The 26429-nt window shown below is 54.0% G+C and carries 20 protein-coding genes; 9 read left to right on the top strand and 11 right to left on the bottom strand.

Going from position 1 to position 26429, the window contains the following annotated elements; all coding sequences use genetic code 11:
- Nucleotides 1–45: 45 nt before the first annotated feature.
- Nucleotides 46–1413 (bottom strand): aromatic amino acid transporter AroP, encoded by a 1368-nt coding sequence (aroP, locus tag MUU46_RS08140; RefSeq protein WP_159761099.1) that lies wholly within the window; start codon nt 1411–1413, stop codon nt 46–48.
- Between the two features lie 560 nt (nt 1414–1973).
- Between aroP and pdhR the strand changes: the two genes are divergently transcribed.
- The 5 genes from pdhR to MUU46_RS08115 all read left to right on the top strand — a co-directional run bounded on the left by pdhR (nt 1974) and on the right by MUU46_RS08115 (nt 9555).
- The gene (gene pdhR, locus MUU46_RS08135) at nt 1974–2738 is read left to right on the top strand and encodes a pyruvate dehydrogenase complex transcriptional repressor PdhR (RefSeq protein ID WP_110510788.1); all 765 of its coding nucleotides are present in this window, start codon (nt 1974–1976) and stop codon (nt 2736–2738) included.
- Nucleotides 2739–2896: 158 nt separating this feature from the next.
- A complete protein-coding gene (gene aceE, locus MUU46_RS08130) occupies nt 2897–5560 on the top strand; it encodes a pyruvate dehydrogenase (acetyl-transferring), homodimeric type (RefSeq protein ID WP_258965269.1) in 2664 nt (887 codons plus the stop codon).
- Nucleotides 5561–5574: 14 nt separating this feature from the next.
- The gene (gene aceF, locus MUU46_RS08125) at nt 5575–7452 is read left to right on the top strand and encodes a pyruvate dehydrogenase complex dihydrolipoyllysine-residue acetyltransferase (protein WP_258965268.1); all 1878 of its coding nucleotides are present in this window, start codon (nt 5575–5577) and stop codon (nt 7450–7452) included.
- 203 nt (nt 7453–7655) lie between these two features.
- The gene (gene lpdA / locus MUU46_RS08120; RefSeq protein WP_159761264.1) at nt 7656–9080 is read left to right on the top strand and encodes a dihydrolipoyl dehydrogenase; all 1425 of its coding nucleotides are present in this window, start codon (nt 7656–7658) and stop codon (nt 9078–9080) included.
- A 190-nt stretch (nt 9081–9270) separates the two neighbouring features.
- Complete coding sequence (locus MUU46_RS08115; protein WP_159761105.1) at nt 9271–9555, top strand: hypothetical protein; 285 nt, start codon at nt 9271–9273, stop codon at nt 9553–9555.
- Nucleotides 9556–9635: 80 nt separating this feature from the next.
- Here MUU46_RS08115 and MUU46_RS08110 read toward each other — a convergent pair whose 3' ends face one another.
- The 5 genes from MUU46_RS08110 to MUU46_RS08090 form a co-directional block, all read right to left on the bottom strand.
- On the bottom strand, nt 9636–10115 hold the full coding sequence (locus MUU46_RS08110; protein WP_258965267.1) for a GlcG/HbpS family heme-binding protein: 480 nt from the start codon (nt 10113–10115) through the stop codon (nt 9636–9638).
- A gap of 87 nt (nt 10116–10202) precedes the next feature.
- Complete coding sequence (locus MUU46_RS08105; protein WP_258965266.1) at nt 10203–10814, bottom strand: response regulator transcription factor; 612 nt, start codon at nt 10812–10814, stop codon at nt 10203–10205.
- 6 nt (nt 10815–10820) lie between these two features.
- A complete protein-coding gene (locus MUU46_RS08100) occupies nt 10821–12125 on the bottom strand; it encodes a sensor histidine kinase (RefSeq protein ID WP_159761111.1) in 1305 nt (434 codons plus the stop codon).
- Nucleotides 12126–12271: 146 nt separating this feature from the next.
- Nucleotides 12272–13066, bottom strand: a complete 795-nt coding sequence (locus MUU46_RS08095) for a DUF2950 family protein (protein ID WP_258965265.1) — start codon at nt 13064–13066, stop codon at nt 12272–12274.
- Nucleotides 13067–13078: 12 nt separating this feature from the next.
- The gene (locus MUU46_RS08090; RefSeq protein WP_258965264.1) at nt 13079–14824 is read right to left on the bottom strand and encodes a DUF3300 domain-containing protein; all 1746 of its coding nucleotides are present in this window, start codon (nt 14822–14824) and stop codon (nt 13079–13081) included.
- A 491-nt stretch (nt 14825–15315) separates the two neighbouring features.
- Between MUU46_RS08090 and acnB the strand changes: the two genes are divergently transcribed.
- On the top strand, nt 15316–17913 hold the full coding sequence (gene acnB / locus MUU46_RS08085; RefSeq protein WP_258965263.1) for a bifunctional aconitate hydratase 2/2-methylisocitrate dehydratase: 2598 nt from the start codon (nt 15316–15318) through the stop codon (nt 17911–17913).
- Nucleotides 17914–18132: 219 nt separating this feature from the next.
- Entirely contained in the window at nt 18133–18495 is a 363-nt protein-coding gene (gene yacL / locus MUU46_RS08080) for a protein YacL (protein ID WP_159761119.1), read from the top strand.
- A 39-nt stretch (nt 18496–18534) separates the two neighbouring features.
- Here the strand turns inward: yacL and speD are convergent, their stop codons facing one another.
- From speD to MUU46_RS08065, 3 genes are all read right to left on the bottom strand, one after another.
- Nucleotides 18535–19329: an adenosylmethionine decarboxylase gene (gene speD / locus MUU46_RS08075; protein ID WP_159761121.1), complete on the bottom strand. Its 795-nt coding sequence runs from the start codon at nt 19327–19329 to the stop codon at nt 18535–18537.
- A complete protein-coding gene (gene speE, locus MUU46_RS08070) occupies nt 19316–20203 on the bottom strand; it encodes a polyamine aminopropyltransferase (RefSeq protein ID WP_258965262.1) in 888 nt (295 codons plus the stop codon). The genes speD and speE overlap by 14 nt, the downstream gene beginning before the upstream one ends.
- 97 nt (nt 20204–20300) lie before the next feature.
- Nucleotides 20301–20648 (bottom strand): YacC family pilotin-like protein, encoded by a 348-nt coding sequence (locus MUU46_RS08065; protein WP_159761125.1) that lies wholly within the window; start codon nt 20646–20648, stop codon nt 20301–20303.
- A gap of 145 nt (nt 20649–20793) precedes the next feature.
- Between MUU46_RS08065 and cueO the strand changes: the two genes are divergently transcribed.
- On the top strand, nt 20794–22368 hold the full coding sequence (cueO, locus tag MUU46_RS08060) for a multicopper oxidase CueO (protein WP_258965261.1): 1575 nt from the start codon (nt 20794–20796) through the stop codon (nt 22366–22368).
- A gap of 114 nt (nt 22369–22482) precedes the next feature.
- Here cueO and MUU46_RS08055 read toward each other — a convergent pair whose 3' ends face one another.
- On the bottom strand, nt 22483–24873 hold the full coding sequence (locus MUU46_RS08055; RefSeq protein WP_258965260.1) for a glucose/quinate/shikimate family membrane-bound PQQ-dependent dehydrogenase: 2391 nt from the start codon (nt 24871–24873) through the stop codon (nt 22483–22485).
- 206 nt (nt 24874–25079) lie between these two features.
- On the opposite strand from MUU46_RS08055, the gene hpt reads away from it, so the two are divergent.
- Nucleotides 25080–25616, top strand: a complete 537-nt coding sequence (gene hpt, locus MUU46_RS08050; protein ID WP_258965259.1) for a hypoxanthine phosphoribosyltransferase — start codon at nt 25080–25082, stop codon at nt 25614–25616.
- 92 nt (nt 25617–25708) lie between these two features.
- Here the strand turns inward: hpt and can are convergent, their stop codons facing one another.
- Nucleotides 25709–26371, bottom strand: a complete 663-nt coding sequence (gene can / locus MUU46_RS08045; protein ID WP_110510807.1) for a carbonate dehydratase — start codon at nt 26369–26371, stop codon at nt 25709–25711.
- Between the last annotated feature and the right edge of the window lie 58 nt (nt 26372–26429).

Raw genomic sequence — 26429 nt, 5'->3', positions numbered from 1 at the left:
GGAGAAACGCTCTGTACCCGCAATGAGGTACAGAGCGTGAAGGGATTAAGCGCGGACGGCTTTAGCCCCTTTCTGTTTAACCATGTAGCCAATGCCCAGAATCACAATCCACACCGGGATCAGATAGACGGAGATGGCCATGCCCGGCGTCATCAGCATGATGACCAGCACCGCGGCAACGGTAAACAGGCAAATCCAGTTCCCCAGTGGATAGAACAGGGCAGGGAAGCGCGTGGCGACGCCCTGCTGTTTCTTCGCGCGGCGGAATTTGATGTGCGCCAGGCTAATCATCGCCCAGTTAATCACCAGAGCAGACACAACCAGCGCCATCAGCAGGCCAAATGCAGATTCCGGCGCCAGGTAGTTGATCAGCACACACAGCGCGGTGAACAGCGCAGAAACCAGAATGGTGTTAACCGGCACGCCACGTTTGTCGACTTTAGACAGCGCTTTCGGGGCGTTGCCTTGCTGCGACAGGCCGAACAGCATACGACTGTTACAGTATACGCAACTGTTATACACCGACAGCGCGGCGGTCAGCACCACTACATTCAGGGCGTTAGCCACGAAGGTGTCACCGAGTTCGTGGAAGATAAGCACGAACGGGCTGGTGTCTGAGGTGACGCGCGTCCACGGCATCAGCGACAGCAGCACCGCCAGCGAGCCCACATAGAAGATAAGGATCCGGTAGATAACCTGGTTGGTGGCTTTCGGGATGCTTTTCTGCGGATCATCGGCTTCAGCGGCAGTGATACCGACCAGCTCGAGGCCGCCGAAAGAGAACATGATGATCGCCATCATCATCACCAGTCCATGTATGCCATGCGGCAGGAAACCGCCCTGCTCCCAGAGGTTGCGCACGGTAGCCTGTGGGCCGCCATTGCCGCTGAACAGCAGCCAGCCGCCGAACAGGATCATTGCTACAACTGCGACCACTTTGATAATCGCGAACCAGAACTCCATCTCCCCGAACACTTTAACGTTGGTCAGATTGATGAGGTTAATGGCCACGAAGAACACCGCAGCTGACGCCCAGGTTGGGATTTCAGGCCACCAGAACTGGATGTACTTCCCGACCGCCGTCAGCTCTGCCATCGCGACCAGCACGTACAGCACCCAGTAGTTCCAGCCGGAAGCGAAACCGGCAAAGTTGCCCCAGTACTTATAGGCAAAGTGGCTGAAGGAACCGGCAACCGGCTCTTCTACCACCATTTCCCCTAACTGACGCATGATCAGAAAGGCCACAAAACCTGCTATCGCATAGCCGAGAATAATCCCCGGTCCTGCGGATTGAATAACGGAGGCGCTGCCCAGAAACAGACCCGTTCCGATAGCTCCACCCAGCGCAATCAGCTGAATGTGGCGGTTTTTAAGGCCGCGCTTCAGCTGTTCGCCTTGCTGTTGACCTTCCATTATGAAACCTCGTGATTGATTGTTTTCTCTACGCTTTTATAAGAACCGAGGTTCTAAGCGCGTGTCGTTATGAACTTTCCATATCCTGTACATTATTTTTTACAGAGCAGAGGTCTGAAAGTTATTCGAGAGTCTTCCGCAGTTGGGAGAATAGTGGTAAGTGCGCCTGAATGCACCTGCTTTATGAAGGGGTGATGACGAGTTGCATAAAAAGAAAGCAAATGTAAATGCGGGAAGGGAGTAGATCGGTAATCTGATATTTAGACATTACGGGGAGAACATGAATGTTAATGCATTTTTTGTGGTGTTGAATCGGTTCAGGTTGCACATTTTTTCGTTTCCGCCAGGTTAAATCTCCTCCTTTATAGGTAAACGCGACATTTGTGCAAAGTTACAATTCTGAAACGTGTCTTCTGTAAGGTTGTTAAAATGTGCCGGGTTTACTGATTTCAATCAAAACCTGTATGGACAGAAGGTGAATACTTTGTTACTTTAGCGTCACGAACTATGAATTGGTAAGACCAATTGACTCCGGGTAAAATGGCTTGAGACAGGGAACCATGGCCTACAGCAAAATCCGCCAACCAAAACTATCCGATGTGATTGAGCAGCAGCTGGAGTTTTTGATCCTTGAGGGGACGCTGCGCCCCGGTGAAAAACTCCCGCCTGAACGCGAACTGGCAAAACAGTTCGACGTGTCCCGACCCTCTCTGCGTGAGGCGATCCAACGTCTCGAAGCGAAGGGCCTTCTGCTTCGTCGCCAGGGAGGCGGTACCTTTGTTCAAAGTAGCCTTTGGCAGAGCTTCAGCGATCCGCTGGTAGAATTGCTCTCCGACCACCCTGAATCCCAATTTGATCTGCTGGAAACCCGCCACGCACTGGAAGGTATTGCCGCGTACTATGCTGCTTTACGCAGTAACGAAGAAGATCGTACGCGCATCCGCGAGCTACACCGCGCGATTGAAGTCGCTCAGCAGTCCGGCGATCTTGATGCCGAATCCAGCGCTGTCGTCCAGTATCAAATTGCCGTCACCGAAGCCGCCCATAATGTGGTCTTACTCCATCTGCTACGCTGCATGGAACCTATGCTCGCGCAGAACGTTCGACAGAACTTTGAATTGCTGTATGCCAGTCGGGAAATGCTTCCGCTGGTCAGCAGCCATCGCACTCGTGTTTTCGAGGCGATAATGGCCAGAGAGCCGGAGCAGGCACGAGAAGCGTCGCACCGTCACCTGGCCTTCATTGAGGAAATCTTGCTGGACCGCAGTCGAGAGCAAAGTCGTCGAGACCGCTCGCTTCGCCGCCTACAGCAACGGAAGGACTAGCATCATCTGATTTTTATGCGCCAGTTTTTAGAGCGCGGCAACTAAACGCAGAACCTGTCTTATTGCGCTTTCCATTGCCTGAAATATGAAGGGCAGAAAACGCAATGGGACAGGTTCCAGACTAATCAACGTTATTAGATAGATAAGGAATACCCCCCATGTCAGACCGTTTGCAAAATGACGTGGATCCGATCGAAACTCGCGACTGGCTACAGGCGATCGAATCGGTCATCCGTGAAGAAGGTGTTGAGCGCGCTCAGTATCTGATTGATCAGCTGCTTTCCGAAGCCCGCAAAGGCGGTGTGAGCGTGGCAGCTGGAGCCGGGGCAAGCAATTATGTGAATACAATTGCCGTTGAAGATGAGCCGGAATATCCGGGCGATCTGGATCTGGAACGCCGCATCCGTTCAGCTATCCGCTGGAACGCGATCATGACCGTTCTGCGCGCATCCAAAAAAGATTTGGAACTGGGTGGCCATATGTCCTCCTTCCAGTCTTCTGCGACCATTTATGAAGTGTGCTACAACCACTTCTTCCGTGCACGCAACGAGCAAGATGGCGGCGACCTGGTGTACTTCCAGGGTCATATCTCTCCTGGCGTTTACGCACGTGCATTCCTTGAAGGTCGTCTGACCGAAGACCAGATGAACAACTTCCGTCAGGAAGTTCACGGTAACGGTCTGTCTTCTTACCCGCACCCGAAACTGATGCCAGAATTCTGGCAGTTCCCGACCGTTTCCATGGGTCTGGGCCCAATCGGTGCTATTTACCAGGCTAAGTTCCTGAAATATCTGGAACACCGTGGCCTGAAAGATACCTCTAAGCAGACTGTTTACGCCTTCCTGGGTGACGGCGAGATGGACGAACCAGAATCCAAGGGTGCTATCACCATCGCAACCCGCGACAAGCTGGACAACCTGTGCTTCATCATCAACTGTAACCTCCAGCGCCTGGATGGCCCGGTCACCGGTAACGGTAAAATCGTTAACGAACTGGAAGGCATCTTCAGCGGTGCTGGCTGGAACGTGGTGAAAGTCATGTGGGGCGGTCGTTGGGATGAGCTGCTGCGTCAAGACACCAGCGGCAAGCTGATTCAGCTGATGAACGAAACCGTTGATGGCGACTACCAGACCTTCAAATCCAAAAACGGCGCTTACGTACGTGAGCACTTCTTCGGTAAATATCCTGAAACCGCCGCACTGGTTGCAGACTGGACTGATGAGCAGATCTGGGCGCTGAACCGTGGTGGTCACGATCCGAAGAAAGTCTACGCTGCACTGAAAAACGCGCAGGACACCAAAGGTAAAGCGACTGTCATCCTTGCACATACCGTTAAAGGTTATGGCATGGGCGAAACTGCCGAAGGCAAAAACATCGCTCACCAGGTGAAGAAAATGAACATGGACGGCGTTCGTTACGTCCGCGATCGTTTCAACGTACCGGTTACCGATGCTGACATCGAAAAACTGCCGTACGTCACCTTCGCTGAAGGTTCTGAAGAACACACCTACCTGCACGCACAGCGTCAGAAGCTGCATGGCTACCTGCCAAGCCGCCAGGTGAACTTCTCCGAGAAACTGGAAATGCCTGCGCTGGCAGACTTCTCTCCGCTGCTGGAAGAGCAGAACAAAGAGATCTCTACCACCATCGCTTTCGTTCGTGCCCTGAACGTGATGCTGAAGAACCCGTCTATCAAAGAGCGCCTGGTTCCAATCCTCGCCGATGAAGCGCGTACCTTCGGTATGGAAGGTCTGTTCCGTCAGATTGGTATCTACAGCTCCAATGGTCAGCAGTACACCCCGCAGGACCGTGAGCAGGTAGCGTATTACAAAGAAGACGAGAAAGGTCAGATCCTGCAGGAAGGTATCAACGAACTGGGTGCCGGCGCATCCTGGTTGGCGGCTGCGACATCTTACAGCACCAACAACCTGCCAATGATCCCGTTCTACATCTACTACTCCATGTTCGGTTTCCAGCGTATCGGTGACCTGTGCTGGCAGGCAGGCGATCAGCAGGCTCGTGGCTTCCTGGTCGGTGGTACTTCCGGTCGTACAACCCTTAACGGTGAAGGTCTGCAGCACGAAGATGGTCACAGCCATATTCAGTCTCTGACTATCCCGAACTGTATCTCTTATGATCCGTCTTACGCGTACGAAGTTGCTGTCATCATGCATGACGGTCTGGTTCGCATGTACGGTGAAGCGCAAGAGAACGTGTTCTATTACATCACCACGCTGAACGAAAACTACCACATGCCGGCGATGCCGGAAGGCGCCGAGGAAGGTATCCGTAAAGGTATCTACAAACTCGAAACCGTTGCGGGTAACAAAGGTAAAGTTCAGCTGCTGGGCTCCGGTTCTATCCTGCGTCACGTCCGTGAAGCAGCGCAGATCCTGGCCAACGACTACGGCGTGGGCTCTGACGTGTACTCCGTCACCTCCTTCACTGAACTGGCCCGTGACGGTCAGGACTGTGAACGCTGGAACATGCTGCACCCGATGGAAACTCCGCGCGTTCCGTACATCGCTCAGGTGATGAACGACGCACCGGCAGTTGCATCGACTGACTATATGAAACTGTTTGCTGAACAGGTTCGTACTTATGTACCGGCTGATGATTACCGCGTACTGGGTACCGACGGCTTTGGTCGCTCCGACAGCCGTGAAAACCTGCGTCACCACTTCGAAGTTGATGCTTCTTATGTGGTTGTTGCAGCCTTGGGCGAACTGGCCAAACGTGGTGAAATCGACAAGAAAGTGGTAGCGGAAGCGATCACCAAGTTCAACATCGATGCAGATAAAGTTAACCCGCGTCTGGCGTAAGAGGTAAGAGAATAATGGCTATCGAAATCAATGTGCCGGACATCGGGGCTGATGAAGTTGAAATCACCGAGATCCTGGTCAAACCAGGCGACAAAGTTGAAGTTGAACAGTCGCTGATCACCGTAGAAGGCGATAAAGCCTCTATGGAAGTTCCGTCTCCGCAGGCTGGCATCGTCAAAGAGATCAAAGTCTCTGTCGGTGACAAAACTGAGACCGGTAAACTGATCATGATTTTCGATTCCGCCGACGGTGCAGCAGCTGCTGCACCTGCCAAGGCAGAAGAGAAGACAGAAGCGGCACCTGCTGCTGCCCCAGCTGCGGCTGCGGCAAAAGACGTTAACGTACCGGATATCGGCGACGACGAAGTTGAAGTCACCGAAATCCTGGTCAAAGTGGGCGACACCGTTGCCGCTGAGCAGTCTCTGATCACCGTTGAAGGCGACAAAGCCTCAATGGAAGTTCCGGCACCGTTCGCAGGCACTGTGAAAGAGATCAAAATCAACACCGGCGACAAAGTGTCTACCGGCTCCCTGATTATGGTCTTCGAAGTGGCGGGTGCTGCACCTGCTGCCGCTCCGGCACAGTCTGCAGCTCCGGCTGCTGCAGCGGCTCCTGCTGCGACTGGCGCAAAAGACGTTAACGTACCGGACATCGGCGGTGACGAAGTTGAAGTAACCGAAGTGATGGTGAAAGTGGGCGACAAAGTTGCCGCTGAACAGTCACTGATCACCGTAGAAGGTGACAAGGCTTCAATGGAAGTTCCGGCTCCGTTCGCAGGTACCGTAAAAGAAATCAAAATCAGCACCGGCGACAAAGTGTCTACCGGCTCTCTGATCATGGTCTTCGAAGTGGAAGGCGCAGCACCTGCTGCGGCTCCGGCTGCTGCACCAGCGGCCGCCGCTCCGGCACCGGCTAAAGCAGCCCCGGCTGCGAAAGCAGAAGGCAAATCAGAGTTTGCTGAGAACGACGCTTACGTTCACGCGACTCCGCTTATCCGTCGTCTGGCACGCGAATTCGGCGTTAACCTGGCAAAAGTGAAAGGTTCCGGTCGTAAAGGCCGTATCCTGCGCGAAGACGTTCAGGCTTACGTGAAAGACGCAGTGAAACGCGCTGAGTCAGCACCTGCTGCCGCAAGCGGTGGTGGTCTGCCAGGCATGCTGCCATGGCCGAAAGTGGACTTCAGCAAGTTCGGCGAAATCGAAGAAGTGGAAATGGGCCGCATCCAGAAAATCTCTGGTGCTAACCTGAGCCGCAACTGGGTGATGATCCCGCACGTTACCCACTTCGACAAAACCGATATCACTGATCTGGAAGCGTTCCGTAAACAGCAGAACGAAGAAGCGGCTAAGCGCAAGCTGGACGTGAAGTTCACCCCAGTGGTGTTCATCATGAAAGCAGTTGCAACTGCACTTGAGCAGATGCCACGTTTCAACAGCTCTCTGTCTGAAGATGGCCAGAAACTGACGCTGAAGAAATACATCAACGTCGGCGTCGCGGTTGATACCCCGAACGGTCTGGTTGTTCCGGTCTTTAAAGATGTGAACAAGAAGAGCATCACCGAACTGTCTCGCGAACTGATGGCTATCTCCAAGAAAGCCCGTGATGGCAAGCTGACCGCTGGCGAAATGCAGGGCGGTTGTTTCACCATCTCCAGCCTCGGCGGGATCGGGACGACTCACTTCGCGCCAATCGTGAATGCGCCAGAAGTGGCCATACTCGGTGTGTCCAAGTCGGCGATGGAGCCGGTGTGGAATGGTAAAGAGTTCGTACCGCGTCTGATGATGCCTATGTCTCTTTCCTTCGACCACCGTGTCATCGATGGTGCTGATGGTGCTCGCTTCATTACCATCATCAACAACACCCTGGCTGACATTCGCCGCCTGGTGATGTAAGCGAAAAAGCCGGCCAATCGGCCGGCTTTTTTCTGGTAATCTCATTACGCACCATGAGGTTATCGTCGCAAAAAGACAATTCGTTTGCCGTTTGTTGTTTCAAAATTGTTAACAATTTTGTAAAATACGGGCGGATAGAACATCCCGGTGGCAATGGGCGAAGTAAGACCAGGGATCGTCGGGAATAAATAACAGAGGTCATGATGAGTACTGAAATCAAAACTCAGGTCGTCGTACTTGGGGCAGGCCCGGCAGGTTACTCCGCTGCCTTCCGTTGCGCTGATTTAGGTCTGGAAACCGTCATCGTCGAGCGTTACAGCACCCTCGGTGGTGTTTGTCTGAACGTCGGCTGTATCCCTTCTAAAGCGCTGCTGCACGTCGCGAAAGTTATCGAAGAAGCGAAAGCGCTGGCTGAACACGGTATCGTCTTCGGTGAGCCGAAAACGGATATCGACAAAATTCGTACCTGGAAAGAAAAAGTTATCACTCAGCTGACCGGTGGCCTCGCTGGCATGGCCAAAGGTCGTAAAGTAAAAGTGGTAAACGGTCTGGGTAAATTCACCGGTGCGAACACGCTGGAAGTGGAAGGCGAAAACGGCAAAACCGTTATCAACTTCGACAATGCGATCATCGCGGCGGGTTCCCGTCCGATCGAACTGCCGTTCATTCCGCATGAAGATCCGCGCGTGTGGGACTCCACCGATGCCCTGGAACTGAAAACCGTACCAAAACGCCTGCTGGTCATGGGTGGCGGTATCATCGGTCTGGAAATGGGTACGGTGTATCACTCTCTGGGTTCAGAGATTGACGTGGTTGAAATGTTCGACCAGGTTATCCCGGCTGCCGATAAAGACGTCGTTAAAGTCTTCACCAAGCGCATCAGCAAGAAATTCAACCTGATGCTGGAAACCAAAGTAACTGCCGTTGAAGCGAAAGAAGACGGTATTTACGTTTCCATGGAAGGCAAAAAAGCGCCTGCTGAAGCACAGCGCTATGACGCCGTGCTGGTCGCTATCGGCCGTGTACCGAACGGTAAAAACCTCGACGCGGGCAAAGCTGGCGTGGAAGTGGACGACCGTGGTTTCATCCGTGTTGACAAGCAGCTGCGTACTAACGTCCCTCACATCTTTGCTATCGGCGATATCGTCGGTCAGCCAATGCTGGCACACAAAGGTGTTCATGAAGGTCACGTTGCCGCTGAAGTTATCGCGGGCATGAAGCACTACTTCGACCCGAAAGTGATTCCATCTATCGCCTATACTGAGCCAGAAGTTGCCTGGGTTGGTCTGACGGAGAAAGAAGCGAAAGAGAAAGGCATCAGCTACGAAACCTCCACCTTCCCGTGGGCTGCTTCTGGCCGTGCTATCGCTTCCGATTGCGCAGACGGTATGACCAAACTGATTTTCGACAAAGAAACTCACCGTGTTATCGGTGGTGCGATTGTCGGTACCAACGGCGGCGAGCTGCTGGGTGAAATCGGTCTGGCTATCGAAATGGGCTGTGATGCAGAAGACATCGCTCTGACTATCCACGCTCACCCGACTCTGCACGAGTCCGTTGGCCTGGCGGCAGAAGTGTTCGAAGGTAGCATTACCGACCTGCCGAACCCGAAAGCGAAAAAGAAATAAGATTTCTGAATGTAATAAGCGGCCTGAGGGCCGCTTTTTTTATGCTCGTAGAAAGCCTGTAGATGCTCGGCGAAGTGGTAAGTTGTTTATTTAAAAACATTTCTGCGTAAATATCTGTGCACATCTATTCATTACTTTGAAAATAATCACGGGGTAAACTTATAGTGTAAAAACTAGAGTGAGGTGCACTATGAAAACTTTTCTGACTACCGCTGTGCTGGCGACGACGCTATTTTCCGGTCTGGCATTGGCTGATGATCCCGTCATCCCTTGGGCAGACAACAGCGGCGGTACTGAAACCACCCACATCGCGACGATGGGACAAAACCTGAATGCCCAGCATCAGGCGATCTCCAAAACCCAGGAAGGCGTTTGGGCCGCAAACTCCGGCAGCATTAAAGCCGATGAAAATGCGCTGACCAGCACACGTCCTGCCGTGGTCGAACAGCCTGGTCTGATGCCACATCAGGGCTAAGTTACTGCTTAGCGGGCAATAAAAAAGCAGAAGGATGTTTTCACATTCTTCTGCTTCAGTGTTCTAACCGACCAGACGTTTTACAACTTCACGTTATCCAGTGCCGTTTGCGCACAGACTTCGTCCAGATTGCCGCCCGGCGCACCGCCGATACCGATAGCGCCAATCACCTCATTCCCGTCTTTCACCGGTAAACCACCGGCCAGCAACAGCAGGCCCGGAATATCCTTTAAGTTCTGCGTGCCCGCATTGCTCTGTGCCGCTTTCATGACTTTACCGCTGGCATTTTTCATGGTCAGGGCGGTGTACGCTTTCATTTGACTAGCCTTCACGGTGTGCGGCCCGGCGTTGTCGGTTCGCTGCACGGCTTTCACCACACCCGCTCTGTCGACCACGGTAACCGTTACCTGATAATTCTTCGCGCTGCAGGCGCTGATGGCTTCCTGCGCCAGGCTGTTGGCCTGCGTCAGAGAGATATTTTTCTGGCTCAGGGGTTCAGCCTGAACTGCGGCAGAGACTAAACCGGCCAGCAGGGCGGCGGAGATGATGAGTTTTTTCATTGCAGGCTTCCTCTTTGTCGTGTTCAGTCATGCTAACAAGGCAAAGCCGGAAGGGTAATTCGGGCGAATACGGAGTCGTCCTGGTAATTATACGTATTCCAGTTTGTCGTGTTCGCGAATGGCCTGCACCAGACTGCTGACGCCGAGCTTGCTGAAAATCGCCGCCCGGTGCGCTTCGACGGTGCGGGTTGAGAGCGCTAAGCGCACCGCGACCTCTTTGTTGCTGGCTCCGGTCATCAGCTCATGCAGCACGTCCGTTTCTCTGGCGGTCAGCTGGGCGAAGAGCGCTTTGGCACGAGCGCGTTCCTGCCATCTGTGTTGGCGTTTTTTGCTTTCGGCAAAGGCCAGATGAACCGTCTCAATAAGCAGATCGGCGTCCAGCGGCTTGGTGAAAAACTCAAACACGCCGTGATGAAACGCCCGACGGCAAGCGTCGACCGAGCCATGGCCAGTCATCATCACCACCGGCAGCAGTGGATGTGATGCGCTGTGTTTTTCGATCCACGCCAGGCCGCTTTGGCCCGGCATCCGCATATCCAGCAGCAGGCAGCCGGCTAACATGCTTTCTGGCTTGCAGGCCGCGCTAAAGGCGTCAATGGCGTCGAAGCACTGCGTTGACCACTGCATGGTCGAGAACAGAAAAGCGAGCGATTCGCGAATCGACGCGTCGTCGTCCACCACGTAGATAATGTTTTCCATTGTTAGTTACGTCTCTCTGATAAACCACAAACTGATTTCGGCCCCGCCATCCGGAGTATTCGCCAGTTGAATATTGCCATTCATCCGCATCATCAGCGATTCTGTAAGCGTTAGTCCCAAACCTAATCCTCCTTCACGTTCGCTGAACAGCGGCATTAGCGCCAGCTTAAGCGCCTCCGGGCTAAAGCCTGGACCGCCGTCGGCGATCGTCACCTTTACCCGATCGCCAGCCGCAACGCTGGCAATATGTACCCAACCGCGTCCGCTTGCCATTTGGGCCTGAATGGCGTTGTTAAGCAAATTATGCAGCACTTGTTCCAGCCAAAGACGATCGGCCTGGATTATCCATGCGCTGAAATTATGGGTGAGACGAATGTGTTTTGAGCCAGGCTCGTGTTCCAGCAGATTGCCGACTCGCTGCCAGCTGTGTTCCAAATTGACCCTGGTCATCGCGACCGCTTCCCGGGTCAGATGCGCGCGAAAACGGGTGAGCAACTCGCTTATTCGCTGAGTCTGAGTCAGCGCCGAGCGCATGGCGTGGAGCGCTTCGGCGTTGTGACCCTGATCCAGCTGGCGCATTCCGCCCTGGATCCACATCTGGGTCGCCGTCAGTGGCTGGTTAATTTCGTGTACTACGCCAGCGGCCATTTCGCCGAGCGTGTTCAGCCGCGCGTGCTGATAAAAATCTGCGCGCTGGCGATCGGTGCGCTGTTGTTCACGGCCCCACAACAGCAGCATTATCATGCTGATAACCATAGTCCAGGCGGCGACAATCAGAAAATAAGGGAAACGCGCCACGCCGAGCCAGTCAGGGTTCGTGCTGGCCTGCAAAATGAATGGCTGAAAGTGTTGCGGGAATTGCCGTGTCCAGTGCCAGCGATATTCCCCCAGGGCTTGCGGGACGCTCAGGCTGAGCTGAATATCGGTAAAGCGTGAGTCAGTTTGCAGCAGCGGCGCGAGATTGATTTGCACCCGAATCTGGCGATAAGGGTTATACAGCCAATAGCTCATAGGCGAGAGCATTTCGACGCGCGGCGCATTCAGTGGGCGCAGAACGGTTTTTTCCAGCACCTGAATCTGCGGGAATTTTTGCTGTAGCAGCGAAAGCGATTCATCACCATTGAGAATGGGAATGACCGATTCATTTTGCGTGAGGGCGGTGCTGATGGTACTGAACAATCCGTTGAAGGCGCGATCACAAGCCCAATACTGACGGCGGATCTGCTCGGCGTACAGCAGAGCACTGCTCAGCAGACAGGCGATGAGCCAGATAAGCACTCCTCGTTGAAGATACGCGCGTTGAGTTGTCATTCTGCATCCGAAAAATCCTGTCACTAATGACTAGTATCACAGAGAATAAGGCGGCTCGTCAGCAGGATATTGAAATGTGCGCGAGTTCACGCGATTGGGTGGGGAGATAATGAAAAAGGGCCCGCCTGATGCGAGCCCCTCGGTGTTTACTGATTAATTTCCTGCCACGGTTTCTCTGGGGCAAAAACCTTAACGGCTTCGACTTTATACGGCGTCAGCAGGCCGGCATCCATCTGCCAGACCCTGTCTTTCTCATCGATTATAAAGCTCATGATCCCCGTTTCACCGTATTTCACCGGCCAGGCAATCAGCGCAAAGCCCTGTTTGTCGTTGTCGGGAATGATACGGAAGAGGTAGCCGTGATAGCCTGTACCGGGCTCATCAGGGCTGTAGGCTGGTCCTAACGGGCTTGGCTCATCGCCTGGCTGCGTAGGCCAGTACAGACCGTCTTTCGAGCCTTCAGTGCTGAGCAGCTTCTTGGCATAGATCTGGAAGCGCTGGTAGTAGTCGTTCTGCGCATCAACGTAGGCGTGCATCGCCTGAATGGCCGACAGCTCGTTGCGCCCGATTTCTCGAGTCTGAATTTCGTCGACGGCCTGCGCCATATCGAAGTGCCAGCCCTCTGTTGTTTTCAGTATCGGGATCGGCAACTGCCACTCTTCCCGCCCGACGTTCAGGTGCGCGGTATCGCCCTGTTCGACAATACTATGACTGACTTTCCAGTCACGCAGAAAACGGGCCACGGCTTCGGGGTCGGCTTCCTGCTGCGGTAAATACTGCTGCCAGTTTTCACCAAGCAAATCGTCCAGCGCCGTGTTGTTCTGGCTGGAAACGGCATCTGCCAGCGCGTTAGCGGCTTTCTCTGGCGTAGCAAAATGCTGCTGCGCAAAAGCGGGGAGGGCAAATAGCGCCAGTAAGCCAGAAATCATCAATTTTTTCATTACAACAGCTCCTTAGCGGTGACGCAGTTCGCGATGTTGAGACCCATGTTGCTGGACCGCCGCACGCTGATTACTGTTCAGGTGCGCGGAACTGCGGCTCTGCATTCCCCGTTGACGCTGGGCTTCCCAGGACGGTGAGCGGCTGTCGTTCCCACTGAGCGCGTTAGAACGCAGATATTGTGCCTTCTGCTGGTGCTGCTGATGTTGCTCAGGGGTGACGGTGGCTCGGTGCTGCTGCACCTGAGATTTCGCCGTTTCGCGATGCTGTTGCTGCTGCGCTGTTGGGTTCTGGGCCCGTGACTTCACTTCCTGACGATGCTGCTGCTGTTGCGCCGTCGGGTTCTGGGCTCGAGATTTCACATCCTGACGATGCTGTTGCTGCTGCGCAGTGGGGTGCTGCAACTTCTCTTTTGCTGCAGTCCGATTCTGCGGTGTGTCATAGCCTCGGTAGTTGCTGCGCTGGGTAATTTTATTCAATTGTTGTGAAGCCGCCTGACGCTGTGAATTTCGATTACCCGCGACGGCAGCGGCACCGCCTGCGGTCAGTCCGGCAGCAGCACCGTTGTGGGTGCGCTGTTGGAACTGGTTCAACGCATCCTGACGCTGGTTGGTCAGGTTGCCTGGTGCGTGCTGCGTGGCGCTCAGGCCGCCAGGGACGTTGGTCTGGTGGAAACGCTGCGCGGTGTTGTTGTTCGGGTACGGCACGTTATTACGGAACGTCGGGTTATGCTGCCAGTTCACGTTTTTACCATCCAGATGCTGGTTGGTGAAATGATTGTAGTTGTTGACGTTGATATTGATGTTGTTGTTTCCGCCGCCGTGATAGCCGCCATCGTGATGGTAGTAATCGTCGTCGTGATGATGGTGGTCGTCATCCCAGTCGATACTGCTGAACAGTGCCCAGGTGGTAGCGACGCCGAGGCTATAGCCGAGGCCATTCACGAAGCTGTTACTGAACTGCTGACCCGGGGTCGGTGGCAGATAAACCGGAGGGTATGACGTGTTTGGCCAGGTGCCGTACACAGTGTTCGGGTTGTAGGTCGGGACGTACACCACATTCGGATCGGTGGATTCGATTTTGATAATTTGTGTGGTCGGTGCCGGTTCGACTACGGTCGTGGTGCTGCTTCGGGTCGTAGACGTCGTTGATGTTGCTTCCGGCGGCGGCGGAGCGATTTGGGTGGTGGTCACTTTCTGCTGTGGGGACGATTTCAGCGTCCCGGTTTGCTGGGCCACGGTACGCAGTTTCTGCACTGAATCCATTACGTCCTGCGGCTGGGCCAGAAACGCATTACCCAGATCCTGCACCCACTGCGGGTTTTCACCCATCAGCGACAGCAGCGCCGGGAAGGCAACCAGCGATTTTACGCTCGGGTCCCACGGCTGGTTAGCGACGGCCTGCACGGCGGCATCGCCCTGCATCGTCGGGTTATCCTGAGACCACTGAACAGCTTGCAGCACGTTGCTTGGGTAGGTTGAGGCCATCAGCACCTGCGACAGCAGGTTGTCCGGGTAGAGTGCGATAGGCGCGACCCACTGATCAATTTGTGCAGACGTAAATGTCGCAGTGACCGGCTGTGCGGCGGCTGTAGTCGGTGTGGCTACGGCTGCAGGTGCAGCAGCGACAGGCTGTGCGACAGGAGCGGGCGCTGGCGGTGCATCTGCCGCGCGACTTTTGATATACAGTGTTCCCGAGGCGGCTAAAAGCCCGGCGCTACAGATGAGCGCAAGGATATGGGGCTTGAAAGGCAACGTCATTTTTATCTCCTGGCGCAAAATTTGGCCTGTGTCAGAGAGTATTGCCGAAAATGGCAGCATTGCCGGGAGTATAGGGAGACTTATTTTTTCTTTTTGACTTTTGTTGGGATATTGCGCAATTAAAGTGATTCTTAGGAAATTAAACCGACCCAAAAAGGGATTTTTACCTTCTTTATGCTGACCTTAACGATTCAGCAAATTTTTAATGTTGCTTTTTTGTAAACGGATTAACACCCCCCCTAAATCCTGCTATGCTGCCCGACGCGGTATCGGGCTAAAGTACCCTACTAACTGCTGTCTCACAGGAGCGTGAAGAGAACATCCCGTCCCGTTACGCAAAGGCATTCAAGTGGCATCAAGGCGGCAAGAGAGTGAATCCGCAGGAGCTTACTCCAGTAAGTAACTGAGGTGAACGAATGTAGCCAATGCAGAGGCAACTTGAAGGCATAAGCGTAAACCGCATTATATAATGAGAGCGAGGAGATACCGTCGTGCTAGAAGAATACCGTAAGCACGTAGCTGAGCGTGCCGCCGAGGGGATTGTTGCAAAACCTTTAGATGCAACCCAAATGGCCGCACTCGTCGAGCTGCTGAAAGCACCGCCCGCGGGCGAAGAAGAATTCCTGTTAGATCTGCTGATTAACCGTGTACCACCAGGCGTCGATGAAGCTGCCTACGTGAAAGCCGGTTTTCTTGCTGCTGTCGCCAAAGGCGAAGCAACCTCCCCATTAGTGACCCCTGAAAAAGCGATCGAACTGCTGGGTACGATGCAGGGCGGCTACAATATTCACCCTCTGATTGACGCGCTGGACAGCGCTACGCTGGCACCGATTGCCGCTAAAGCCCTGTCTCATACGCTGCTGATGTTCGATAACTTCTACGACGTCGAAGAAAAAGCGAAAGCGGGTAATTCCTACGCCAAACAGGTGATGCAGTCCTGGGCCGAAGCTGAATGGTTCCTGAACCGTCCTCAGCTGGCTGAAAAACTGACCGTTACCGTGTTCAAAGTGACTGGCGAAACCAACACCGATGACCTGTCTCCGGCGCCGGATGCCTGGTCACGCCCGGATATTCCACTGCACGCCCTGGCGATGCTGAAAAACGCCCGTGAAGGAATCGATCCGGATCAACCGGGTGCCGTCGGCCCGATCAAACAGATCGAAGCGCTGCAGGCAAAAGGTTTTCCTCTGGCCTACGTCGGTGACGTGGTCGGTACCGGTTCTTCCCGTAAATCCGCCACCAACTCGGTGCTGTGGTTCATGGGTGATGATATTCCGAATGTGCCGAACAAGCGCGGCGGCGGTCTGGTTCTGGGCGGTAAAATCGCACCAATCTTCTTCAACACTATGGAAGATGCGGGCGCGCTGCCGATAGAAGTGGACGTTAACAACCTGAACATGGGCGACGTAATTGACGTTTACCCGTTCAAAGGTGAAGTGCGTAATCACGAAACCAACGAACTGCTGGCAAACTTTGAGCTGAAAACCGATGTGCTTGTCGATGAAGTACGTGCCGGTGGCCGTATTCCGCTGATCATCGGTCGCGGCCTGACGACTAAAGCGCGCGAAGCGCTGAAACTGCCACTCAGTGATACATTCCGTCAGGCGAAAGATGTGGCTGAAAGTAGCCGTGGCTATTCGCTGGCGCAGAAAATGGTTGGCCGCGCATGTGGCGTAGAGGGCGTGCGTCCAGGCGCTTATTGCGAACCGAAAATGACCTCTGTAGGCTCTCAGGACACCACCGGCCCAATGACCCGTGATGAACTGAAAGACCTGGCGTGTCTGGGCTTCTCTGCGGACCTGGTGATGCAGTCCTTCTGTCACACTGCGGCCTATCCGAAGCCAGTTGACGTGACCACGCACCACACGCTACCGGACTTCATCATGAACCGCGGCGGTGTGTCTCTGCGTCCGGGCGACGGCGTAATCCACTCGTGGCTGAACCGTATGCTGCTGCCGGATACCGTTGGCACTGGCGGTGACTCGCACACTCGTTTCCCAATTGGCATCTCCTTCCCGGCCGGTTCTGGGCTGGTGGCGTTTGCTGCTGCGACCGGCGTAATGCCGCTCGACATGCCGGAATCCGTACTGGTGCGCTTCAAAGGCAAAATGCAGCCGGGCATTACTCTGCGTGATCTGGTCCATGCTATCCCGCTGTATGCCATCAAGCAGGGTCTGCTGACCGTTGAGAAGAAAGGGAAGAAAAACATCTTCTCTGGCCGCATCCTGGAAATTGAAGGTCTGCCGGATCTGAAAGTGGAGCAGGCGTTCGAACTGACCGATGCCTCCGCTGAGCGTTCTGCTGCGGGCTGTACCATCAAACTGAACCAGGCGCCGATCGAAGAGTATTTAAGCTCTAACATCGTGCTGCTGAAGTGGATGATTGCGGAAGGCTACGGTGATCGTCGTACGCTGGAGCGTCGCGTTCAGGGCATGGAAAAATGGCTGGCGGATCCGCAGTTGATGGAAGCCGATGCTGACGCGGAATACGCGGCGGTTATCGACATCGATCTGGCGGATATCAAAGAGCCAATTCTGTGCGCGCCGAACGATCCGGACGATGCACGTCTGCTGTCTGACGTGCAGGGCGACAAGATTGACGAAGTGTTCATCGGTTCGTGCATGACCAATATCGGTCACTTCCGTGCGGCAGGCAAGCTGCTGGATGCCCATAAAGGCCAGCTGCCAACCCGCCTGTGGGTGGCACCACCGACCCGTATGGATGCTGCGCAATTGACGGAAGAAGGCTACTACAGCATCTTCGGTAAGAGCGGGGCACGTATCGAGATCCCGGGCTGCTCCCTGTGCATGGGTAACCAGGCGCGTGTGGCAGACGGTTCAACGGTGGTTTCCACCTCGACCCGTAACTTCCCGAACCGTCTCGGCACTGGCGCGAACGTCTATCTGGCTTCTGCTGAACTGGCCGCCGTTGCGGCGCTGATTGGCAAACTGCCAACGCCGGAAGAGTACCAGACCTTCGTGTCGCAGGTTGATAAGACCGCGGTGGATACTTATCGCTACCTGAACTTCGACAAGCTGACTCAGTACACTGAGAAAGCCGACGGCGTGATTTTCCAGACCGCTGTATAAAAGCACCAAACCCCTCACCCTCACCCTAACCCTCTCCCCAAAGGGGCGAGGGGATCGCCCAAGGCGATTTTCCCCCTCTCCCTTTTAGGGAAAGGGGGAGGTGAGGGTTTTTTATTTCCATTCCTTACACCCGCCACGCTTTTTTTCTCCTCCCTAACTGCGATAATTAGTACAGATGCAATGCAGCGGTGACGCGTTGCCGTTTACGAGGAACACACTATGGAATACGAATTTCTGCGCGATATTACCGGAGGCGTAAAAGTGCGGATGTCGATGGGCCACGAAGTCGTCGGGCACTGGTTCAACGAAGAGGTCAAAGATAACCTCACGTTGCTGGACGAAGTTGAACAAGCCGCGGCGACGGTAAAAGGCACCGAACGTTCCTGGCAGCGGACTGGCCACGAATATACCCTGTGGATGGATGGCGAAGAGGTCATGATACGCGCCAATCTGCTCGAGTTTTCAGGTGATGAAATGGAAGAGGGAATGAGCTATTACGACGAGGAGAGCCTGTCGATGTGTGGCGTGGAAGACTTTCTTCTGGTGGTGGCGGCCTATCGCGATTTCATGAAACAGAAATAAACGCGACTGCCGGGCGGAGCGTCCCTGCTCCGTAATGGCTTACACGGTCGGAATATTGCGGCCGTAGTAGATTTCACGCATTTCTTTCCAGAGCAGGTTGGTAATCGCCTTCCGCTCTTCTTCACTTAAATCTTCCGGTCTGGTGTGGAACATGTAGTGTTTCAGATCGAACTCTTTGAGTAACATCTTGGTATGGAAGATGTTTTCCTGGTACACGTTCACATCCATCATGTCATACAGCGCTTTCATGTCATCGGACATAAAGTTCTGAATGGAGTTAATTTCGTGATCGATAAAGTGCTTCATGCCGTTCACGTCGCGGGTAAAACCGCGCACGCGGTAGTCGATGGTCACGATATCCGACTCCAGCTGATGAATCAGGTAATTCAGCGCGTTCAGCGGTGAAATCACGCCACAGGTCGATACTTCAATATCAGCCCGGAACGTACACAGGCCGCCTTCCGGATGACTTTCCGGATAGGTGTGTACGCAAATATGGCTTTTATCGAGATGGGCGACGACGGCTTCCGGCAGCGGACCGGGGTGCTCGGTGGTGTCGATCAGTTTCGGGTCAACCGGCTCTTCGCTCACCAGAATAGTGACGCTGGCACCTTGTGGTTCGTAATCCTGACGCGCGATATTCAAGATATTGGCGCCGATAATTGAACAGGTTTCTGACAGGATCTCGGTCAGTCGGTTGGCATTATAGAGTTCGTCGATATAGGCGATATAACCATCGCGCTCTTCTGCCGTTTTCACGTAACAGATATCGTAAATACAAAAACTCAGGCTTTTGGTCAGGTTGTTAAAGCCATGCAGTTTAAGCTTTTTCAATTGGGTTCACCTCCTCAGGTGCAGACAGCGCGTTCTGCAGGTATTGCGGTAAGGCAAAGGCCGCGGTGTGAATCGCCGGATTGTAGTACCGACAGGTCAGGTTTGTCTGCTGGAAACGGGCCTGAATAATTTCAGTGGAGAGGTGGCGTAGGGCTTCGTTGTCCGTCGCCCAGGCGAAGGTCATGATGCCACCATAGTACGTCGGAATTGCCGCCTGATAGAAACTGACGTCGCCAAAGTAATGGCTGAGTTTACGATGGCTATCGAGGGCTTCGTCCTGTTGCAGGAAGCACACGCCGTTCTGCGCCACGAAAATACCACCCGGATTCAGGCAGCGTTTGCAGCCTTCATAAAATGCCGAGGTAAACAGACTTTCACCGGGACCGATCGGATCGGTACAGTCGGAAATGATCACGTCAAACGTTTGCGTGGTCTGGTTAACAAAATTGACGCCGTCGTCAATGACCAGGTTGAAGCGCGGATCGTCGTAGCTTCCGGCATTGTGGTTCGGCAGATACTGGCGGCAGAAGGACACCACGCCCGCATCAATCTCGACCATGGTGATGGTTTCGATGTTTTTATGACGACTCACTTCACGCAGCATTGCGCCGTCGCCACCGCCGATGATCAGCACGTGTTTCGCATGACCATGGGCCAGTAAGGGAACGTGAGTCATCATTTCATGGTAGATAAACTCGTCGCGCTCGGTGGTTTGCACCACACCGTCCAGTGCCATCACGCGGCCAAAGGCGGCGTTCTCGAAGATAATGAGATCCTGATGATCCGTCTTCTCATGATAGAGCACGTTATCAACGGCAAAGTACTGACCAAACTGGTCGTGTAGCGTTTCATGCCACTGAAAATTGTCGGCCATTGGTGGATACCTCCTTCGTTAACACCCTTTCAAAATAGGCGCAACATCATAGCCAACAATGACCGGTGATGCACGGTCATTATTTCAGCAGAAGGGGTTACTTGACGTAGGCGAGCAGGCTCAGAGAATCGCGAGCCAGCGCTTTGCACTTTTTAGTGGTTGGGATGCGGATGCCGCTGAGATCGCGGTAGCTGTCTTCGCCGAGCGCCTTCATGTTAAAGGTGTCATAGTTGCTAAGATCCCATTGGTTTTGCTGGGCAAAAAAGACCAAAGCACGGCGAATTTGCTGGTTCGGCAGATTCTGGTAACCACAGTCGTTTTTCAGGAACACAAATACCGCCGTGAGATCGGCCATATCTTCGGCCTCGGACTCACTCAATGCATAGCTGTTAGTAGAGATAGCAAGCAGAGTTCCGAGTACCACAGTTCTAAAAAACGTCTTCATTTTAGTTACCAATGCATCCACGAAATTCAACGTTAGCATACTTCTAAAACCTGCGCAGGGCTTTATTAATGGGATTATGCTTGACCTTCCGCTAAGGGAAAGGTTTAAGCTCAATAAATCGCCTGCAGACGAAAAGGGAGTGAAGATGCAACGTCGTGAATTTATCAAATTAGCCGCCGCAGTAGGTGTCGCCAGCGCATTACCGTTATGGAGTCGAAGCGCGCTAGCGGCCGATCGCCCCGCATTACCGATCCCCAATTTACTCACCACGGATTCCCGCAGCCGCATTTCGCTGACGGTACAAAGTGGCAAGTCCCAGTTTGGATCGCACAACGCGGCCACCTGGGGATATAACGGCAATCTGTTGGGTCCGGCGCTGCAATTGCAGCAGGGCAAACCGGTTACCGTGGATATCCATAATCAGCTGGCTGAAGAAACCACCGTGCACTGGCATGGGTTGGAAATTCCCGGCGATGTCGATGGTGGCCCGCAGGGCATCATTAAGCCTGGTGCCACGCGTACCGTCACCTTTACCCCGACGCAGCAGGCCGCAACCTGCTGGTTCCATCCGCATCAGCACGGAAAAACAGGGCATCAGGTGGCGATGGGGCTGGCGGGACTGGTACTGATTGAAGACCCGCTGATCCATTCGTTGCTGCTGCCTAAACAATGGGGCATTGACGATGTACCGGTGATTATCCAGGACAAGCGTTTTACCGCCGAGGGGCAGATTGATTATCAGCTGGATATCATGAGCGCGGCGGTGGGCTGGTTTGGCGATACGCTACTGACCAATGGCGCGATTTACCCGCAGCATGCGTCCCCTAAAGGCTGGCTGCGTCTGCGCTTGCTGAACGGCTGTAACGCGCGCTCGCTGAACCTTGCGGCCAGCGATAACCGTCCGCTGTATGTCATTGCCAGCGACGGCGGTCTGTTAGCCGAACCGGTAAAAGTGACCGAGCTGCCGATGTTGATGGGTGAGCGTTTCGAAGTGCTGGTCGACACCAGTGATGGCAAACCGTTTGACCTGGTGATGTTGCCCGTTAATCAAATGGGGATGGCGGTGGCGCCGTTTGATAAGGCTCACCCGGTGATGCGCATTCAACCACTGCTGATCCCTGCATCTGCAAATCTGCCGGACACCCTGGCGAAGTTGCCTGCACTACCTTCCCTCGAGGGACTGAAGCAGCGTAAATTCCAGCTATCGATGGACCCAATGCTCGACATGATGGGCATGCAGGCGTTGATGAAAAAGTACGGCAAGCAGGCGATGGGCGGTATGGATCACGGCCAAATGATGGGCCACGGTGATATGAAAATGGAAGGGATGGACCACGGCAACATGGGCCATATGAATCACGGCGCTCAGGGCTTTGATTTCCACAATGCTAACCGTATTAACGGTCTGGCCTTTGATATGAATAAGCCGATGTTTGCCGCCAGTCGCGGACAGTTTGAACATTGGACGATTTCGGGCGAAGGCGACATGATGCTGCATCCGTTCCATATTCACGGAACCCAGTTCAGAATTCTGTCAGAAAATGGCAAACCGCCAGCGGCTCATCGGTCAGGCTGGAAGGATACGGTTCGAGTGGAAGGGGGCGTCAGTCAGGTGGTAGTGAAGTTTGACCACGAAGCATCGAAAGAGCATGCCTATATGGCACATTGTCATTTGTTAGAGCATGAAGATACGGGAATGATGCTTGGGTTTACGGTTTAAAAAAACCTCACCCCGGTCCTCTCCCTAAAAGGGAGAGCGAGATGATAATCCCCTCGCCCCAAAGGGGCGAGGGCGCAACCATAAAAAACGGCAACCGAGGTTGCCGTTTTGCTTTTACTTCGCGTCGTCCGGAAGAGCGTAGGCCACAATGTAGTCGCCCATCTTCGTACCAAACGAACCGTGACCGCCCGCTGAGATGACAACGTACTGCTTGCCATTCGCTTCATAGGTCATCGGCGTTGCCTGTCCACCCGCTGGCAGACGGCCTTCCCACAGTTTGTCACCGTTAGTCATGTTGTACGCGCGCAGATAGTTATCCGCTGTTGCCGCGACAAACAGGACGTTACCGGCGGTGGAAATTGGACCACCCAGCATTGGCATCCCCAAATTGAACGGGAGTTTAAACGGCATTGGGAAGCCCAGGCTATCCTGCGGCGTACCGATACGTTTTTTCCATGCAATCTGGTTGGTTTTCAGATCCAGAGCGGAGATATAACCCCAGCCCGGCTGTTTACACGGCAGGCCAAACGGTGACAGGAATGGATTCAACGTCACGCCATACGGCACGCCGTACTGTGGCTGAATACCGGTTTCTGTACCGGAACCTTTCGCATCTTTAGGCGGCTCAATCGGGTTACCCGGACCGCGTGGCATCAGACGAGAAACGAACGGCAGGGCGATTGGGTTAGCAATAGCCACCTGACGGTTTGGATCGACGGAGATACCACCCCATTCGAACATCCCCAGATTCCCCGGGAATACCAGCGTGCCCTGCTCAGACGGTGGCGTGAAGATGCCCTCGTAGCGCAGTTGGTGGAACATTACGCGGCACACCAGTTGGTCGAACATGGTCGCACCCCACATATCCGCGCCGGACATATCTTTTTTCGGGCGGAAAGTGAGATCAGAGAAGGGCTGAGTTGGGCTCAGACGATCGCCTTTGGCCGGGCCTTGTGGAACCGGTTTTTCTGGCGCAGGGACAACCAGCTGTCCGTTACGACGGTCGAGCACAAAGATATTACCGGTTTTCGCCGGTGCGTAGACCACCGGCACGGTTTTGCCGCCCACGGTGATATCTGCAAGCGTAGGCTGCGACGGCTGGTCCATATCCCACAGATCGTGGTGAACGGTCTGGTAGCTCCAGGCGAGCTTACCGGTGGTTGCATTCAGCGCCACTATCGCGCTCGCATAACGTTCCTGCTCCGGTGTACGGTTTCCGCCCCAGATGTCCGGAGTCGTGACGCCCATCGGCAGATACACCATATCCAGCTTCGCGTCATAGGCCGCAGGTGCCCACGAGTTTGGCGAGTTCAGGGTGAAATGATGCTCGTCATCCGGGATTGCGTTAGGATCTTTCGCTCCTGGATCGAAGGCCCACAGCAGCTTACCGGTGTTCACGTCGAAACCACGGATAACGCCTGATGCTTCACGGTTCGAGAAGTTATCAGTCACGGAACCGGCGATGACGATGGTGGTATCGGTCACAATCGGTGGCGACGTCGGTTCATACATCCCCGGCGTAGTCACTGGCTGGTTAGTCTGTAGATTCAGCACGCCTTTGTTGCCGAAGCTTTCGCACAGTTTGCCGTTATCGGCATTCAGTGCAAACAGACGACCGTCGTTCACTGGCAGGAGGATACGACGCGGACAATCAGCAACCACGTCAGCCGGCGCGCTGTTTGCTTTGGCTTCGTGATACGACACGCCGCGGCAGGTTACATGCTGGAAGAAGGTGTTGGTGTTGAGTTGCGGGTCGAAGTGCCATTTCTCTTTACCGGTCGCGGCATCCAGAGCGAACAGACGCTGGTGCGCGGAGCAAAGATACAGCATGTCGCCGACTTTAATTGGCGTCACTTCGTTGGTGATTTCACCCGGATCGTTTGGCTGCTTCAGATCACCGGTGCGGAAGACCCACGCTTCTTTCAGCTGATGAACGTTATCAGCGTTGATTTGTTTCAGAGGAGACCAGCGCTGGCCTTCCTGATTACGACCATACGCAGGCCAGTCCTGATCGGCCACCTGAGAAATCGGTGCTGCTGGCGTCACGTCGGTGCTCAGCGTACCGTTGATTTCCTGTGGATCGTGGAAGCCAGCCCAAGTCAACATACCAGCAGAAATCAGCAGCACCACGATCAGTGCGGCAACCGCTCCGCTGGATGGCACAATCAGACGACGCCAGACAAATGGCAGAATCAGCCAAATGCCGAAGAACACCAGAATGTCGCAGCGCGGCGTCAGTGCCCAGAAGTCGAAACCGACTTCCCAGACGCCCCAGATCATGGTGACGAGCAGCACCAGCGCATACAGCCATAGGGCGGAACGTTTACCACGCCACAGCATGGCGGTGACGGCGAGCATGACCAGCCCGACGATAGGGTAATACCAGGAGCCGCCCAATGAGACGAGCCAGACTCCACCGATTAACAGATACAGCCCGCAGAAGGCTGCAAACAGAGCCGTCAGCTTCACAAGAAGCCCGCTCTGTTGTGGATTTGTTTCTGCCATAGAAAGCACACCTATATGTTGTTAATTTTTTAGTAGCAATTAAGTATAGGATTTAACAAGTGTGATCGGAATCACAATTTGTGATTTCTTATCTCATACACCCGATAAATGGTTTTACTGGTATACTGCATGGCTTGCCGATCAACGGCGTGTGCTGAGGTACACGTGGTTGAGAGATTTATCTCTGAAATCAGATGGTTAGTTATATGAAACATACTGTTGAAGTGATGATCCCGGAAGCGGAGATCAAAGCGCGTATCGCCGAATTGGGCCGTCAAATTACCGAACATTATCAGGACAGCGGCGGCGAAATGGTGCTGGTTGGCCTGCTTCGCGGCTCATTTATGTTTATGGCGGACCTGTGTCGTGAAGTGCACGTCCCCCATGAAGTCGATTTTATGACGGCTTCCAGCTACGGCAGCGGTATGTCGACCACCCGTGATGTGAAAATCCTCAAAGACCTGGACGAAGATATCCGCGGCAAAGACGTGCTGATTGTCGAAGACATCATCGACTCCGGAAACACGCTCTCCAAAGTCCGTGAGATCCTGAGCCTGCGTGGACCGAAATCCTTAGCGATTTGTACCCTGCTTGATAAACCACAACGTCGTGAAGTTGAAGTTCCGGTGGAATTCGTGGGTTTCTCAATTCCTGATGAGTTCGTTGTGGGCTATGGCATTGATTACGCGCAGCGTTATCGCCATCTGCCGTACGTCGGGAAAGTGGTACCGCAGGACGAGTAAATAAAAAGCCCGGCGCTAATGCGAACCGGGTTTAAAAGATGCTCTGTCGTAGGCCGGGAAAGGCGAAATCGTCCCCCGGCTTTTTTACAGACTTATTTGTGATTGATGTGGCGAGTGTGCAGGTTAGAGATCGCCATGCGATAACCCTGTTCCAGGCTTTCGCGGTTGGTCGCGGTGACGTTGAGGTCACGCAGCAGGCCATCATGAATGCCGTAAGCCCAGCCATGGATCGTCACTTTCTGCCCACGTTTCCAGGCAGACTGCATGATCGTAGAGTGGCCGAGGTTATACACCTGCTCCATTACGTTCAATTCGCACAGGGTGTCCATGCGACGTTCCTGCGGCATTTCGCCCAGCAGTGAGCTGTGCTTGAACCAGATATCGCGGATATGCAGCAGCCAGTTGTTGATCAGACCCAGTTCAGGGTTCTCAACCGCCGCCTGTACACCGCCGCAGCCGTAGTGACCGCAAATGATGATGTGTTCGACTTCCAGCACATCTACCGCATACTGAACCACGGAAAGACAGTTTAAGTCGGTATGGACAACCAGGTTGGCCACGTTACGGTGAACAAACAGTTCACCCGGCTCCAGACCCGTCAAACGTTCCGCTGGAACGCGACTGTCTGAGCATCCAATCCATAGAAAGCGCGGTTTCTGCGCCTGTGCCAGTTTCTGAAAGAAACCAGGATCCTCTTCATTCAGCATCTTTGACCATAGTGCATTATTGCTGATGAGTGTATCTATGTCGTTCATGGAGGTTAATGACCTGTAACCAAGTAAGTGCGTTGCGCTAATATAGGTCAACTCGGCT

Origin of the sequence: Scandinavium tedordense, from assembly GCF_024764965.1 — a bacterium.
In the GTDB taxonomy this organism is placed as follows: Bacteria; Pseudomonadota; Gammaproteobacteria; order Enterobacterales; family Enterobacteriaceae; genus Scandinavium; species Scandinavium tedordense.
The sequence above is the reverse complement of the archived record's forward strand: the minus strand, read 5'-3'. Positions and strand labels throughout refer to the sequence as shown.

Coding starts and splice junctions, on each gene's coding strand:
- aroP (WP_159761099.1), bottom strand. CDS start 1,413: ATGGAAGGTCAACAGCAAGGCGAACAGCTGAAGCGCGGCCTTAAAAAC.
- pdhR (WP_110510788.1), top strand. CDS start 1,974: ATGGCCTACAGCAAAATCCGCCAACCAAAACTATCCGATGTGATTGAG.
- aceE (WP_258965269.1), top strand. CDS start 2,897: ATGTCAGACCGTTTGCAAAATGACGTGGATCCGATCGAAACTCGCGAC.
- aceF (WP_258965268.1), top strand. CDS start 5,575: ATGGCTATCGAAATCAATGTGCCGGACATCGGGGCTGATGAAGTTGAA.
- lpdA (WP_159761264.1), top strand. CDS start 7,656: ATGAGTACTGAAATCAAAACTCAGGTCGTCGTACTTGGGGCAGGCCCG.
- MUU46_RS08115 (WP_159761105.1), top strand. CDS start 9,271: ATGAAAACTTTTCTGACTACCGCTGTGCTGGCGACGACGCTATTTTCC.
- MUU46_RS08110 (WP_258965267.1), bottom strand. CDS start 10,115: ATGAAAAAACTCATCATCTCCGCCGCCCTGCTGGCCGGTTTAGTCTCT.
- MUU46_RS08105 (WP_258965266.1), bottom strand. CDS start 10,814: ATGGAAAACATTATCTACGTGGTGGACGACGACGCGTCGATTCGCGAA.
- MUU46_RS08100 (WP_159761111.1), bottom strand. CDS start 12,125: ATGACAACTCAACGCGCGTATCTTCAACGAGGAGTGCTTATCTGGCTC.
- MUU46_RS08095 (WP_258965265.1), bottom strand. CDS start 13,066: ATGAAAAAATTGATGATTTCTGGCTTACTGGCGCTATTTGCCCTCCCC.
- MUU46_RS08090 (WP_258965264.1), bottom strand. CDS start 14,824: ATGACGTTGCCTTTCAAGCCCCATATCCTTGCGCTCATCTGTAGCGCC.
- yacL (WP_159761119.1), top strand. CDS start 18,133: ATGGAATACGAATTTCTGCGCGATATTACCGGAGGCGTAAAAGTGCGG.
- speE (WP_258965262.1), bottom strand. CDS start 20,203: ATGGCCGACAATTTTCAGTGGCATGAAACGCTACACGACCAGTTTGGT.
- MUU46_RS08065 (WP_159761125.1), bottom strand. CDS start 20,648: ATGAAGACGTTTTTTAGAACTGTGGTACTCGGAACTCTGCTTGCTATC.
- cueO (WP_258965261.1), top strand. CDS start 20,794: ATGCAACGTCGTGAATTTATCAAATTAGCCGCCGCAGTAGGTGTCGCC.
- MUU46_RS08055 (WP_258965260.1), bottom strand. CDS start 24,873: ATGGCAGAAACAAATCCACAACAGAGCGGGCTTCTTGTGAAGCTGACG.
- hpt (WP_258965259.1), top strand. CDS start 25,080: ATGAAACATACTGTTGAAGTGATGATCCCGGAAGCGGAGATCAAAGCG.
- can (WP_110510807.1), bottom strand. CDS start 26,371: ATGAACGACATAGATACACTCATCAGCAATAATGCACTATGGTCAAAG.